This is a genomic window from Pseudomonas sp. NPDC089734 (genome assembly GCF_044748865.1).
GTDB lineage: Bacteria > Pseudomonadota > Gammaproteobacteria > Pseudomonadales > Pseudomonadaceae > Aquipseudomonas.
Window position 1 is genome coordinate 22,918 of sequence record NZ_JBIVGV010000018.1, and the last position, 14,981, is coordinate 37,898.

The 14,981-nt window shown below is 58.4% G+C and carries 14 protein-coding genes; 13 read left to right on the forward strand and 1 reads right to left on the reverse strand.

From position 1 onward, the window contains the following. The first annotated feature begins 3 nt into the window (after positions 1-3). From ACIPY9_RS20175 to ACIPY9_RS20195, 5 genes are all read left to right on the forward strand, one after another. Positions 4-1,170 (forward strand): MFS transporter, encoded by a 1,167-nt coding sequence (locus ACIPY9_RS20175; protein ID WP_400705433.1) that lies wholly within the window; start codon positions 4-6, stop codon positions 1,168-1,170. 223 nt (positions 1,171-1,393) lie between these two features. Next, entirely contained in the window at positions 1,394-2,149 is a 756-nt protein-coding gene (locus ACIPY9_RS20180) for a substrate-binding periplasmic protein (RefSeq protein ID WP_400705436.1), read from the forward strand. Positions 2,150-2,252: 103 nt separating this feature from the next. Further along, complete coding sequence (gene acpA / locus ACIPY9_RS20185) at positions 2,253-3,929, forward strand: acid phosphatase (protein ID WP_400705439.1); 1,677 nt, start codon at positions 2,253-2,255, stop codon at positions 3,927-3,929. 104 nt (positions 3,930-4,033) lie between these two features. After that, positions 4,034-4,549 carry an N-acetylmuramoyl-L-alanine amidase gene (locus ACIPY9_RS20190; RefSeq protein WP_400705442.1) on the forward strand — a complete coding sequence of 172 codons (516 nt, stop codon included), beginning with the start codon at positions 4,034-4,036 and terminating at the stop codon, positions 4,547-4,549. Between the two features lie 301 nt (positions 4,550-4,850). After that, a complete protein-coding gene (locus ACIPY9_RS20195) occupies positions 4,851-5,684 on the forward strand; it encodes a lipopolysaccharide kinase InaA family protein (RefSeq protein ID WP_400705445.1) in 834 nt (277 codons plus the stop codon). Here ACIPY9_RS20195 and ACIPY9_RS20200 read toward each other — a convergent pair. Continuing rightward, on the reverse strand, positions 5,676-6,644 hold the full coding sequence (locus ACIPY9_RS20200; RefSeq protein WP_400705448.1) for a LysR family transcriptional regulator: 969 nt from the start codon (positions 6,642-6,644) through the stop codon (positions 5,676-5,678). The genes ACIPY9_RS20195 and ACIPY9_RS20200 overlap by 9 nt on opposite strands. 440 nt (positions 6,645-7,084) lie before the next feature. Here ACIPY9_RS20200 and ACIPY9_RS20205 point away from each other — a divergent pair, with 440 nt between their 5' ends. The 8 genes from ACIPY9_RS20205 to argE all read left to right on the forward strand — a co-directional run bounded on the left by ACIPY9_RS20205 (position 7,085) and on the right by argE (position 14,888). After that, a complete protein-coding gene (locus ACIPY9_RS20205; protein ID WP_400705451.1) occupies positions 7,085-8,605 on the forward strand; it encodes an amino acid ABC transporter permease/ATP-binding protein in 1,521 nt (506 codons plus the stop codon). A gap of 30 nt (positions 8,606-8,635) precedes the next feature. After that, positions 8,636-9,508 carry a phytanoyl-CoA dioxygenase family protein gene (locus tag ACIPY9_RS20210; RefSeq protein ID WP_400705454.1) on the forward strand — a complete coding sequence of 291 codons (873 nt, stop codon included), beginning with the start codon at positions 8,636-8,638 and terminating at the stop codon, positions 9,506-9,508. A gap of 27 nt (positions 9,509-9,535) precedes the next feature. Next, complete coding sequence (locus ACIPY9_RS20215; protein ID WP_400705457.1) at positions 9,536-10,369, forward strand: transporter substrate-binding domain-containing protein; 834 nt, start codon at positions 9,536-9,538, stop codon at positions 10,367-10,369. Between the two features lie 58 nt (positions 10,370-10,427). Further along, entirely contained in the window at positions 10,428-11,159 is a 732-nt protein-coding gene (locus tag ACIPY9_RS20220) for a class II aldolase and adducin N-terminal domain-containing protein (RefSeq protein ID WP_400705460.1), read from the forward strand. A gap of 125 nt (positions 11,160-11,284) precedes the next feature. Then, positions 11,285-12,586 carry a flavin-containing monooxygenase gene (locus ACIPY9_RS20225; protein ID WP_400705463.1) on the forward strand — a complete coding sequence of 434 codons (1,302 nt, stop codon included), beginning with the start codon at positions 11,285-11,287 and terminating at the stop codon, positions 12,584-12,586. A 48-nt stretch (positions 12,587-12,634) separates the two neighbouring features. Then, entirely contained in the window at positions 12,635-13,051 is a 417-nt protein-coding gene (locus ACIPY9_RS20230) for a RidA family protein (protein ID WP_400705466.1), read from the forward strand. Between the two features lie 11 nt (positions 13,052-13,062). Then, entirely contained in the window at positions 13,063-13,740 is a 678-nt protein-coding gene (locus ACIPY9_RS20235; protein ID WP_400705469.1) for a DUF1028 domain-containing protein, read from the forward strand. Continuing rightward, positions 13,737-14,888 (forward strand): acetylornithine deacetylase, encoded by a 1,152-nt coding sequence (gene argE, locus ACIPY9_RS20240; protein ID WP_400705472.1) that lies wholly within the window; start codon positions 13,737-13,739, stop codon positions 14,886-14,888. Before ACIPY9_RS20235 ends, argE begins: the two co-directional genes overlap by 4 nt. Positions 14,889-14,981 lie beyond the last annotated feature (93 nt).

The following is a 14,981-nucleotide window of genomic DNA, read 5'->3' on the forward strand; positions in this document are numbered from 1 at the left end:
CGGATGAATAAATTATTGCTGGCCGCTCTGATACTGGGCGTTTCCATTATCGGGCTGACGATCGGTTCGACCGTCCCGGTGGTCGCGCTGCGCCTTTACCAGGCTCAGGCGTCGAGTGTTCATATCGGTGTGATGTCTGCGTTACCGGCGGCTGGCATCATCCTGTCGGCCTTCATGGTGGACTGGGTCTGTCAGCGGTTGAGCCGAAGGCATATCTATATGGCGTGTTTCACGCTTTCGATCCTGAGTGTCGCGGCCATCGAGGTGTTTGCCTCGACCTTGTACAGCCTGGCCCTGGCCAGGTTGGTGATGGGAGTGGCCGCCGGGATCATCATTATTCTGGGAGAGTCCTGGGTGAATGAAATCGCCGAGGACTCCCACAGAGGGAGGATAGTGGCGATCTACACCACCTGTTTCACGATCTTCCAAGTGATGGGACCGGGGATGGTGGCCCTGTTCGGTACTGCAGGCCCACACGTGATAGGTGTCGTGATTATCGGGCATCTTCTGGCATTGGGAATGACGGGGGTTGCCTTGCCCAGACAGGTCATCCATCACGATCACGGTGAAAGCAAAACGTTTTCGGTACTGGGCTTCATTCAAGTCGCACCGGCACTGTGCATGGGCATCATCTTCTTCTCGTTCTTCGATAGCGTGATTCTGTCGATGTTTCCGGTGTATGCCGCCGAACACGGCTACGCCATCAAACTCGCAGCGCTGATGGTGACCGTGATACTGCTGGGCGATGCCACGCTCCAGTTTCCGCTGGGCTGGCTATCGGACAAGGTTTCCAGGCCTGTGATCTACCTGGGATGCGGTGTGCTTTCCCTGGCTATCGGGGCCTGTCTGCCATGGCTGATGAACTACCCCTTATTGTTATGGCCAAGCCTTGTGGTGCTGGGGGCTGTCGCGGGGGGCGTCTATACCCTGGCAATCATTCTGATCGGCGAAGGCTTCAAAGGCCCTGATCTGGTCACGGCCAATGCCAGCGCCGGACTTCTGTGGGGGGTTGGCAGCCTCCTTGGGCCACTGGTCAGCGGTGCGGCCATGACCACCAATGCCCACGGCCTGCCGATGGCACTCTCTGCCGCTGCCGGGTTGTTTGTGCTGGTTGCATTACCGATGCTGAAGAGGACCCTCCGCATCAAGGCACTGGCTGATGGGCCATAAAACAAACCATGCACGGTATAAGGTAAATGAACCTTGCTGCCCCACACGCCTGTTTTCAACACGCCTCACCAAAGCGCAGCTACATTTCATACAAGGCCCGTCGAAATGACCATGCATCCCAGGTATCGGTACACCAGCACCGGGCTGAACGAATGAAAGCAAGGGCACTCTGTAATCAGGTCTTTTAAGAGTCGTTGAATGGCGGCTCGTGGTTGAGGGCCCCATGCATCGACGCTCAATCGTAATCAGCGCTCTTCTGTTGCTGTACTGCCCCTTCAGTGGTGCCGACGAGCCCCCGCTGCGTTTTTCGGTGGCCGAAAGCTGGTCGATGCCCTTGATCCGGATCGAAAACCACCAGCCCACCTCAGGCATCCTGTTCGACATCATGCAAAGCCTGGCGCGTCATGTGGGCCGCGAAGCTGAATTTCACGTGATGCCGCGCCTGCGCGTCCAGCCGGCCCTGGAGCGCGGCGAAGTGGATATCCGCTGCTACACCGCACAGGCCTGGGTCCCGACCCTGTCAGACAACTACTCCTGGAGCCTGCCGATCCTCTACCAGCGCGACCTGCTGGTGGCCTCCGCCGAAGCGGCAGCCAATACCCTGCCACCCCGCTTCGATCACGAAATCATCGGCACCGTGCTGGGCTACAACTACACCCCGGTGCAGCATATGTTCGAGAGTCGGCAGTGGGTGCGCGAAGACGCACGCAGCCAGGAACATGCCCTGCGCAAATTGCTTGCAGGGCGCTATGACTACGCAATCAGCAGCCAACTGATTCTGGACTGGATCAACCGCGACCTGCCCGACAACAAGCAATTGAAGGTCATTTCACAGATCAGCGTACAACCGGCTGGCTGCATCGTACGCAACGATCCGGCCATTCCCGTACAGGAAATCCTGCGTACGCTGGTCCGCATGAAAGACTCCGGGGAAATCCGGGAAATCGTCGAGCGCTACACCGCGCAACTCGCCCGATAAATGAAGCTTTCTTCCCTCGCCCCTTCTGTCGCAATACCGTCATACAGCCTCGATAGGCTCGCCAGAAATCTTTAGTAACAATTACAGCGAGCAGGTCATCCGCATGAGCGACAAACCCGACGACTCACACACCAACCCCAGCCGCCGCCGCTTTCTGGGTGGCATGGCAGCATTGAGCGCTGGCGTCACCCTCGGCGGCTACGCCACGGCCCATGAAAAAACCTCGTCCTCCCCTGCCGAGCACCACCTGACCGGTGCCGCGCTGGACAAGGCCCTGCAAAAGCACATCAAGACTGTCGTCGTCATTTATGCCGAGAACCGCAGCTTCAATAACCTGTTCGGTGATTTCCCCGGCGTCGAAAAACCACTGTCGGCCCTCAAGCCTGCCGATTATGAGCAACGCGACCGCGACGGCTCGCTGCTGAAAACCCTGCCCCCGGCCTGGGGTGGCGTGTTGCAGGTCGGGCCGCAGACCGTCGATGGCGTCACCTACCCGGCGGGCGTGCAATACCAGGAAAACCTGCCCAATGCGCCCTTCCCGCTCAAAGGCCCCCAAGGCGAAGACCTGCCCCTGAGCCTGGTGACCCGTGACCTGTGGCACGTGTTCTACCAGAACCAGATGCAGATCAACGGCGGCAAGAATGACCGCTTTGTGGCCTGGGCCGATGCAGGCGGGCTGACCATGGGCACGTACCCGCAAACCCGATACTCGCTACGTCTGTGGGACGTGGCCAGGGAATTCGTGCTGTGCGACAACTTCTTTCAGGGGGCTTTTGGCGGCTCCTTCCTTAACCACCAATACCTGATTTCCGCGACAGCGCCGTTCTACCCCGATGCCGCTCACTCGGCCGCCAAGGCGCAGATCGCAACCCTGCAAAGCGATGACCCACAAGACCCGCGCTTGAAGCCGCTGGACAAATCCCCGGCCAGCGCCATGGAAGGACCGCCCCAGTTCGGCCCCAGCGCGATCACGCCAGACGGCTACGCCGTCAACACCCTGGCCCCGCCGTACTGGCCCACCTGGCTGCGCGATCCGCAGAACCCGGACTACTCCAAACCAGACCTGGCCAACGTGCTGGTGCCCCAGAGCCACGAACACATTGGCGACAAGCTGTCGAAAAAAGGCATCGAATGGGCCTGGTATGCCGGTGCCTGGCAAGTCACTCTCGATGAATTCAAGGACTCCACCGGCATCCCGAAAATCCCCAACTTCCAGTACCACCATCAGCCGTTCAACTACTTCAAGCAGCAAGGCCCGGAAAACCCGGTCGAGCGCAAGAAACGCCTGCGCGATGGCGGCCTGGGCGACGAATCCAGCACCAACCGCCTCCTGGCCGACGCCGAAGCCGGCAAGCTGCCCGCCGTCACCTTCTACAAGCCGCAAGGCAACCTGAACATGCACGCCGGTTACGCTGACGTCGCTTCGGGCGACCGGCACATCGACCGGGTCATCAAAGTGCTGCGCAACAGCCCGCAATGGGAAAACATGGTGATCGTCATCACCGTGGACGAAAACGGCGGCTGGTGGGACCACGTCGCCCCGCCCAAGGGCGACCGCTTCGGCCCCGGCACACGCATCCCGGCGCTGGTCGTCTCGCCCTTCGCCCGCAAGGGCACGGTGGACCATACCGTCTACGACACCGCCTCGATCCTGCGCCTGATCACCCGCATTCACGGGCTGGAAACACTCGATGGCCTCAAACGACGTGACGACGCCATGCGCGCCCGTGGCCAGACGCCCATGGGCGACCTGACCAACGCGCTGCACTTTCCCACGTAAACCAGTGAAAAACCTGTCAGCCGCTGCCCGCAGCGGCTGACTTGAGGCACAAGCCGCTCTTGTATTCCTTACAGGGTTCCAATCACCTTGCAAGGAACGCAGTCATGAACCCGACAACCACCCCCACGCTCAAGGACCGAGACGGCACCGACCTCATCGTCGTCCACTGCTCCGCCACCCGCGCCACGGCCGATATCGGCGTACGCGAAATCACCCAATGGCACCTCCAGCGCGGCTTCGACACCGTGGGCTACCACTACGTCATCCGCCGTAATGGCGAACTGGAAACCGGACGCCCGGAAACCGCCATCGGCGCCCATGCCAAAGGCCACAACAGCCGCTCAGTCGGCGTCTGCCTGGCTGGCGGCGTAGACGCCAGCAACAAACCGGAAAACAACTTCACCACCGCCCAGTTCGCGACTCTCGAAACACTGCTGGAACAACTCAAGAGCCGCTACCCGACTGCCCGCATCCTCGGCCACCGGGACTTGTCACCGGACCGCAACGGCGACGGCAAGATTACACCCAACGAATTCACCAAGGCTTGTCCTTCGTTTGATGTGAGCGAGTGGTTGTCGGGGCGAATCAGCAATAGCCTGAACCCTGCAAATACGAACTGATATCAACTAAAGCCCAACAACGGTGCAAATACATGAACGCTGGCTGGATGAGGTGCGCATCTTGCCGCCTCATCTTTAAACATCTTGAAACAGACACGCCTCGTTTACGAGGACTGCCAACCTGAGAATAATTTTCAACTAAGCCTGTCACTCCTCCACAGCCCTTGAATTCAAAGGGCTGTCATTAAGAATGAATTAAGGTTCATTTTTTACTATGTAGGATTTTTCAGAAAATCCTGTCACAAAGATGTTACGCAATGACACAATAGGCCACTTCACTGAATCGAGAATGGATTAGGCCGTGTCTTCGGTATCGTCAGCGTTAGCCAGTTTTCTGCACACCTATCAGGTCGGCAAGGCCACTTTTCACTTCAGTGAAAAGCCTTCCGCCGCCCTGCTCGACTCGGTCAACCGCTGGTTCAAACAACCCAAGAGCAAGTCCCGCAAACGCATCAGCGGCCCACTGCTGGCCGGCAAGACGCGGATGTTCGCCAAATCCCAACTGCTTGAAAGCTTCAAGGCACGCTGGCGCGTGACACGGGGCCGCCAAACCGCGGACGGCCGTTACGACTGGGCCGTCGAAGAACTGCACAACACCCTCGCCGCCAGCCAGCGCGGCATCCCCTCGCCTGCCGTGGTCGGCTTCGGCTACATCCGCCGCGGCCTGGGCCTGGTGCAGGAAACCCTGCTGCTGATCGAACTGCTGGACGGCTACATCGACGGCCAGGACTGGCTTGAACAAAACCCCGATCGCGTCCAGTGGTTCGTGGAACAGGCGCTTGAACTGCTGCTGCACAGCAATGCAAAAGGCATCTACCACCTGGACTTCTCGGCACTGAACATCATGCTCAATGAGCAAGCCGATGAACCGATGAAAGTGATCGACATGGAGAACTGCTTTGTCGGCACAACCCACTTCCCCGCCGAAACCCTCGCCTTCCAGATGGGTTTTCTGTATCGCCGTGGGCTGTACAAGTTCATTACAGAAGCGGATTACGACAGGCTGATTTACGAAGTGATTGATGCCGAGAAAGTGGACCGGGAGCGCTTTGATGGGCTTTATGGGGTGTGCAAGCATGAGGTGGTGGGAAGGAAGGAGCGACGCAAGGTCTTTCTTGAAGGGCAGTTAAACTGAGTTACCCGAGCTCGCCCGCATACCGCAGTCAATCAAACTCGGCTTCACAGTTGCAGGCGGTGCCAACTCGATTGTGCGGCAGTAATCCATAAACAATCGGGTTGCACGCGTTGGCTGGTTGTTACGCAGATAGGCCATGACCAATGTCGACGCGGGCATGTCATCTTCAATATCCAGCTGGGCCAATAACTCGCCGTCGTAGGTCATGTTAGTACAAGGCCGAGTGACCAATACCGAAAAACCCAACCCCTGGCCGACCATGCAGCGCACCATCTCAATGGAGGGCGAGCTGTATGCCACTACTGGTGAATAGCCTTTTTCCGTGAAGATGTCGATGAAGTAGGTTCTGCTGGGCACGGCATCCAGCAAGATCATCGGCTCCCGACTCAGCTCACCCAGGGTCACGGTCTTTTTCTGTGCGAGTGGATGAGCGGCAGGCAACAACGCATAAGGCTTGTGCGGTGCATTCAACTCTTCTTTATTGATCGTGGCCCCCAGCTCCAGGTCGTACAGAAACGCCAGGTCGAAACGTCCACGATGCAGCCCATGCATCAACTCGTGTTGCTCACCGTCACACAGCTGAATGGTGACATCGGGGTACAACCGTTTGAAACCGGCGACCAGCCGAGGCATATAAAGCGGCGCCGCCGATTCAAAACAACCGATGGCAATAGTGCCGAAAACATGTTTGTTATCCGCGCGGGAGTTTTGCTCAAGCTCCTCGGAAAGTCGCAAGAGCTCTTTCGCCTTTTCATACACTTTCCCACCGCCTGAAGTGAGGGAAACACCTTGCGCGTGATGGCGTACAAACAAAGGTTGATCAAAGGCTTCTTCAAGGTTCTTGATCGCGACAGAAATAGAGGGTTGCGAAATATGCAACTGTCGCGACGCTTCGGCAATACTGTCCCTTTCAACCGCGGTGACGAAATATTTAAGCTGTTTCAATGTGAAGTGAGCCACTGATTATCCCGCCATGTACAGCATTGCCTGAATAGCTTTTACCTATACCCTAGCGAGGACCGTGCCAGCGGCCCGTTTTATTCTTCATTCCTGGGCAGACGCGCGTGTCTGCAATGAATCTGATGCCTGAAGACCGATCAAACCCCGTCGCTCCGGGCCACAGGCAGCGCACTGAATGCGCGCAATCATGATCTTCTGTTTGATTGACCGCCCTAAAAGTGCGCACTTCGCAGACAACAAGACTGACATTCGGATCCGGCGTTAAAAGCCGTTCGGATCTGACAGCTTAGGATTTTCCTATGCTATGGACCAAAACTTACTATTTGGTTAGCAGGCTTGGCATCGATCATGATGGGCACAGAAGGGAGAAAAAAGAACGTTCACTATTTAACTTAGACAGGACGTCCCCCCTCACTATTCATTTGCCGAGCGAACTGACGATGACGTTTGACTGGAAATACATGTTTAGTCTACTCAGCGACACCGAGTTCTGGAGGGCGACCTGGACCGTCATTCAGCTCAGTGTATTAACGTGGGTAGCCAGTATTGTGCTTGGCTTTGTTCTGGCACTGGCCAAACAATCTTCCCACCCCTTGATAAACTTGCCTGCCCGGGGCTATATCTGGTTATTCCGTAGTTTGCCTTTACTGGTATTGCTGATATTCATCTATAACTTGCCACAAGCGGTGCCAGCCACTTCGGCAGTGCTGGCCAACCCGTTCTGGGCAGGCCTGATCGCTCTGGTGATATGCGAGACCGCTTACGTCGCGGAAATCCATCGCGGCGGCCTCTTGTCCATTGCCAAGGGCCAGAGCGAAGCAGCCAGAGCACTGGGCCTGAGCTTTGTCGGCACACAATGGCGGATCGTGATCCCACAAGCACTTCGTGTTGCATTGCCATCACTGACCAACGAATACATCTCCATCGTCAAGCTCAGCTCACTTGTTTCGGTGATCTCACTGACCGAGATCCTGATGGTAGGCCAGCGCCTGTACTCACAGAACTTCCTGGTGATGGAAACCATGGCAGCAGTGGCCTTCTACTACGTCTTGATCGTCACCGTATTCGACTTCCTGCTCAAGCGACTTGAACGCTATCTGGATGTGACACAGCGCAAGGTGATACGCGAACCGGATGCTGAGATGCTCAAACTGGCCACCCAACAGCGCGTTGCCGCCGACCGTCCGGCCTCCAGCATTGAAGGCCCTGCACTTCAGGCGACCCGCTTACACAAGGCTTACAACGACATCGAAGTGCTGGGAGCCGTCAACCTGCAGATCCACCCCGGCGAAGTGGTATCGGTGATCGGGCCGTCGGGCTCAGGCAAGACCACATTGATCCGCCTGCTCAACGGCCTTGAGCAGATCGATAACGGCGACATCAAGATCAATGGCCAGCCATTCATTCACCTGACCCGCCAAGGCGCACAAAAACCGCGCTATGTGGAGAACGTCGAGCATCGCTTGAAGATCGGCATGGTGTTCCAGAGCTTCAACCTGTTTCCGCACCTGACGGTGCTCAACAACTTGCTACTGGCTCCGCGTTACCACCGCCTGGCATCCGAGCCGGCACTCAAACAGCAGGCGTACGCGTTGCTGCACAAGGTCGGCATGCTGGAACACGCGTGGAAGTACCCGCATCAGCTCTCCGGTGGTCAACAGCAACGTGTGGCCATTGCTCGCGCATTGATGATGCGCCCGCAAATCATGCTGTTCGACGAACCCACCTCCGCACTGGACCCGGAGAAGGTCAACGAGGTACTGCAGGTCATCGAAACCCTGGCGCAGGAAGGCATCACCATGGTCATCGTGACCCATGAAATGAACTTCGCCTTCAAGGTCTCCGACCGCATCGTCTTCATGGAGAAGGGGCGCGTGGTGTGCGATGACAACCCACAGGCGCTGCGCAACGGCCAGCACCCGCGTGTTGAAGCGTTTCTGAAAGATGTCTCGCTGGCTTAAACCTTAACGTTTGTTTGATGAGAGAAGAACATGATCGAGCAATGGCAGATAGACCAGTTTCATGAACAGGGCTTTCTCGTGGTGGAGAGCGTGCTGGATACCGACGAAGTGGCAGCGCTGCAACAGGACTTCGACCAATGGGTAGAAAACAGCCGCAGCCAGAACCAGGCCTGGGGACAGACTCAGGACGGTCGACCACGCTTCGATCTGGAAAGCGACCATCGCCCCGATCACCCTTCGTTGCGTCGCGTGACCTCCCCCACGGAAATCTCGCCTGCCTACCACCGGACGGCCTTTCAATCACGTATGGCGACCATTGCCGCGCAACTGATCGGTGGCAACGGCACCCGCTTTCATCACAGCAAGATCAACTCAAAACTGCCTCACACCGCCACTCAGGTGAAGTGGCACCAGGACTTCCTGTTTACGCCGCACAGCAATGACGATCTGGTAACGGCCCTGTTGATGATCAGTGACGTGACACCGGAAAACGGCCCTCTCAATGTCGTGCCGGGCAGCCACAAGGGAGCGCTCTGGTCCCATTGGCAGAACGGTCGCTTTACAGGGGCCGTGGAAGACGAAGTCATTCGGGAACATTGCCAGCAACCAGTCGCCTGCCATGGCCCCTCGGGCTCAGTGTGCTTCATGCATACCCGCTTGTTGCATGCCTCAAGCCCCAACGAAACAGAATTCCCACGCACCTTGTTCATCAGCGTGTACGCCGCCGAGGACGCCCTGCCCTTCGGTGAAAACCCGTTGCCCAGCGAACACACCGGCTTGATGGTCGCCGGCCAGGAAAGCGGCCTGGTACGCAGCACCCCGCACCAGATCCGCCTGCCACAGAAACCCAAAGGCGCTTCGTTTTTCGTGCAACAGGCCGGAAACGACATTGCTACTGCCTGAACACTACCGACTCTTCGAGGAATACCCATGAATCTGTTAAGTCTGATTGTTCGTCCCGTTGCACTGACTGTATTAGGCGCTGCGGTTGCCATGACGTCATCGATGGCCTCGGCTTTCCAGCAGCCAGGCAAGATCATCGCGGGCTCCGACATGACGTTCTTCCCGTATGAATACATGGACAAGAACCGCCCGGCAGGCTTCGACATCGAGTTTCTCGATGGGCTGGCAAAAGTGATGGGGATGACGGCAGAGAACATCGATACCCGTTTTCCCAACCTGATCGGCGGGCTGCAAGGCGGCCGGTTCGATATCACCAACTCGTCGATGTACATCACCGCCGACCGGCTCAAGGTCATCGACATGATCCCCTACCTCAAGAGCGGCGAGTCCATCCTGTCGGTCAAGGGCAGCGCCTATCAACCCAAGACCCCGGAAGACTTCTGCGGACACAAAATCGGTTCCATGGCCGCCACTTCATGGCTGCAACAACTGCAGAAACTCTCCACCGAGTACTGCGTGAAGAACGGCCTGAAACCTATCGCGATCAGTGAGTATGGCACCGACCCGCAAGCGACCCAGGCCATGCTGGCGCACGCAGTTGAAGCACAGATCACCGACGCAGCCGTGGCTCGCGGCGTGGTCGAGAAACTGGGCAGTCGTGTAGTGATCTCTTCCGAAACCCTGATCTACCCCGTGCTCAATGGCTTTGGTGTGAAAAAAGGCAACGACACGGTCAAGAACGCTCTTATCGATGGCCTTGAGAAATTCAGCAAAACCCCGGAGTACGCAGCACTGCTGGAAAAGTACAAGTTTCAGGCACCGACAGCCGACGATATCGCGGCACTGATGCCCAAACCCTGACAGCCCATGAACGTGCCCTGCTGTCCTGGCGGGCACGCGCTACCGGAGTGCAATAACCATGGCCCTCACCCTTGAAGAACAGACGCGCATAGACCTGGCCGCGACCTTCCGCATCATCGCCCACCTGGGCATGCACGAAGCTGTCGCCAACCATTTCAGTGCAGCCCTGTCAGCCGACGGCAAACAGTTCCTGCTGAATCCGAAGTGGAAGCACTTCTCACGCCTGCGCGCCAGCGACCTCCTGCTGCTTGACGCCGATGATGCCGACACCGCCAACCGGCCCGATGTGGATGCCACCGCCTGGTCCATTCATGGGCAGATCCATCAACGCCTGCCCGATGCCCGTGTGGTGCTGCACCTGCACCCGGTCTACACCACCGCCGTAGCCTGTCTGGCCAAGCCGCATATCCCGGCGATCGACCAGAACACCGCACGCTATTTCAACCGGGTAGCGGTGGACGAACTGTACGGTGGCATGGCCGACACCACCGCCGAAGGAGCCCGCCTGACCGGGCTGCTCGAAGACAAGAGTCGTTTGCTGATGGGCAACCATGGCGTGATCGTCATCGCTCCGACCATCGGTGAAGCGTTCGACGACATATGGACCCTGGAGCGGGCCTGCCAGATTCTGGTAACCGCATGGTCCACAGGCCAGCCGCTGAAGATTCTTCCAGACGCTGTCGCGGAAAAGACTGCCCGCGACTGGGAAAAGATCAGCGACTTCTCTCGCCAGCATTTTGAAGAAATGAAACTGCTGATGATTCAGCAGGACCCTTCGCTGGTCGACTGACAACACCCGCTACTGACTGAGCTACACGTCTGCGGATGCCGTAGGACGCTCTGCGCCTGCGCGCCGACGTTTCGTTACTTTTTTACTGCCAACACGTCGATAACGGCCTGTTGAAGGATGCCGAAATGACAGAGAAAATCACAGAAATAGACACGCTCATCGTGGGAGCGGGTCAAGCCGGTATTGCCATGAGCGAGCACCTGAGCCGCCTTGGCATTGAGCATCTGATACTGGAAAAACACCGCGTTGCCGAAGCCTGGCGCAGTGGCCGCTGGGATTCTCTGGTCGCCAACGGCCCAGCCTGGCATGACCGGTTTCCGGGCCTTGAGTTCGACATCGACCCGGACGGGTTCGCCGGCAAGGAACAGGTCGCCGATTACCTCGAACAATATGCACGCAAATTTGAGGCCCCCATCAAGACCGGCGTTGAGGTCAAGCGCGTGACCCGTAATCTGGAACGTGCTGGATTCACCGTCGAGACCAGTGCAGGCACTTACGTGGTCAATCACCTGGTATCGGCGACCGGCCCGTTCCAGAAGCCCGTCATTCCGGCGATAGCTCCCAGGGATGGCACCCTCCACCAGATTCACTCGGCCCAGTACTTCAACCCTCAGCAATTGCCTGACGGGGCCGTGCTGGTGGTGGGCGCGGGTTCTTCCGGCGTACAGATTGCCGAAGAGCTACTGCTCGCCGGCCGCCAGGTCTACCTATCGGTCGGCCCTCACGACCGTCCGCCACGTGCTTACCGTGGCCGGGATTTCTGCTGGTGGCTGGGCGTGCTGGGGCTGTGGGACAGTGAAACCGTGCAGCCTGGAAAGGAACACGTGACCATTGCGGTCAGCGGTGCGCGTGGAGGCTATACGGTGGACTTCCGTCGTCTGGCCCAGGCAGGCATGACCCTGGTGGGGCTGACCGAGCGCTTTGCCGATGGCAAGGTGCGCTTCCAGAAAGACCTGGTGGACAACCTCAACCGAGGCGACGAGAACTATCTATCCCTGCTCGATGCCGCCGATGCCTATGCGCAGCGTAATGGTCTGGACCTCCCTCTGGAACCCTCGGCACGCGAGCGAGTGGCCGATGCCGACTGCATCACCCACCCGTTGCAAGAACTGGATCTGGCCGCAGCCAGTGTCACCTCGATCATCTGGGCCACGGGCTATTCCCTGGATTACAGCTGGTTGCAGGTCGATGCCTTTGACAGCAAGGGCAAGCCTCGCCACCAGCGCGGCGTGTCAAGCGAACAAGGTCTGTACTTCGTCGGCCTGCCATGGCTGTCGCGTCGCGGCTCCGCATTCATCTGGGGTGTGTGGCACGACGCCAGACATGTGGCCGAGCAGATCGCCACCCAGCACAAGTATCGGTCCTACGACCAAGGCAAACGTGCCGCCCCTTCCCCTGTTGCCCGGTTACGCAACGTCAACGGTTGATCACTCTACGAGGGCGCGCATCGCTCCCGATACTCACAGGAGTTCCACATGGCTACCCCGACCCATACCCGTATTCGCATGTTCAACACCAAGGACACCTACCCCAATCAAAATCTGGACAACGATCTGTGCCAGGCCGTGCGCGCTGGTAACACCGTGTACGTGCGGGGCCAGGTCGGCACCGACTTCGACGGCAACCTGATCGGCCTTGGCGACCCCGCCGCACAGGCGAATCAGGCGATGAGGAACGTCAAACAACTGCTCGAAGAAGCAGGCAGCGACCTGTCACACATCGTCAAGACCACCACCTACATCATCGACCCGCGCTACCGCGAGCCGGTCTATCACGAAGTAGGTAAATGGCTGAAAGGTGTCTTCCCCATTTCCACAGGCCTGGTCGTGTCTGCATTGGGCCAGCCGCAATGGCTGATGGAAATCGATGTGATCGCCGTTATCCCCGAATAAGGACTGCCGCCATGACCTTTTCCATTGCTGCACACTGCCCGGAAACCGGACAGCTGGGTATCGCCATCAGCTCATCGAGCATTGCCGTAGGCGCACGTTGCCCCTGGCTGCGCGCCGGCGTTGGCGCGGTGTCTTCGCAGAACATCACCCTGCCCGCACTGGGGCCACAAACGCTGGACCTCATAGAACAAGGCATGCTGCCAGACCAGGCGTTGGAGCAAGCGTTGGCGGGCAATGTCTTCAGCGACTATCGACAAGTGACAGTCATCGATCATCTGGGGCGCTGCGCGCATTTCAGCGGCAGCGAAACACTGGGGATCAATAACGCACGCAGCGGCAATCAGTGCGTCGCCGCCGGTAATATGCTCGCGAGCCCTGCCGTCATCGACGCCATGATTCAGGCTTTCGAGCAGGCCTCCGGGCCATTGGCTGAGCGTCTGATACACGCCATGCGTGCAGGACTGACGGCAGGCGGCGAAGCCGGACCGGTGCATTCGGCTGCACTGAAAGTAGTGGGCGAACCCTCCTGGCCCATCGTTGACCTGCGTGTGGACTGGGCCGAACACGACCCGATCCATGAGCTGGACACTCTATGGCAAGCCTACCGGCCACAGGTGCAGGATTACCTCGACCGCGCCCTGAACCCCACCGGGGCACCGGGTTATGGCGTACCAGGGGATGAACGATGAACACCAGTCGCGAGCTGTTAGCGCGGCTGGTCGCTTTCGACACCACCAGTCGACTGTCCAATCTGGCCTTGATCGACTTTGTCCGTGACTACCTCGACAGCTTCGGGGTCGCCTGCGAACTGATCTACAACGAGCAGAAGACCAAAGCCAACCTGTTCGCCACCCTCGGCCCCGCCGAAGTGCCGGGCATCGTCTTGTCCGGACATACCGACGTCGTACCGGTGGATGGCCAGGCCTGGACCTTCCCGCCGTTCACGCTGAGCGAAGACGACGGCAAACTCTACGGCCGTGGTACTGCCGACATGAAAGGCTACATTGCCTGCGTGCTGGCACTGATCCCGGCATTAGCAAAGGCATCGCTGCGCATGCCCGTGCACATTGCCCTTTCCTACGATGAAGAAGTCGGTTGCCTGGGCGTACGCTCATTGCTGGAGACGCTTCGTTCCCGCCCGGTAAAACCCCTGCTGTGCGTCATCGGCGAACCCACAGAACTCAAACCCGTGCTGGGGCACAAGGGCAAAGTGGCCGTACGCTGCGAAATCCATGGCGCTGCTTGCCATTCGGCTCATGCGCCCAGCGGCGTCAATGCGATCGAATACGCTGCACGGCTGATCTGTGAACTGGGTCGTCTTGGGGAAGCGTTAAAAACCGACGATGCACAGGATGTGCGTTTTGACCCGCCGTTCTCCACGGTACAGACAGGCGTCATCAACGGAGGCACCGCGCTGAACATCGTGCCCGCACATTGCCATTTCGACTTTGAAGTCCGCTCGCTTCCGACACTGGACCCACACCAGATCGTCACTGCCCTGCACACCTACGCCCGACACAACCTGCTGCCAGCAATGCGGGCCGTGAGTGGGCAAAGCGATATCCGCTTTACCGAGCTGTCGAGCTACCCGGCGCTCGACACCTCACTGCACAGCCAGGCAGCAGAATGGATTGCGCAGTTCTGCGGCTCCCGGGCATTCAACACCGTTGCCTTCGGCACCGAAGGAGGATTGTTCGACCAGTCTGGAATCCCTGCTGTGATATGCGGACCAGGCAGCATGGCGCAAGGGCACAAGCCGGATGAATTCATCAGCGTCGAACAGCTTGAAAAGTGCGATGACATGCTGAAACAGGTACTGGCGTTTGTTTGTCGGTGATGCCCGGCCAAGCTGAGCCTGATGCACGGGTATCAGCTCAGCCGCCACGTTAAACCCGTTACTTCATGGCCAACCGTGCAGCCTGCCGCCCCT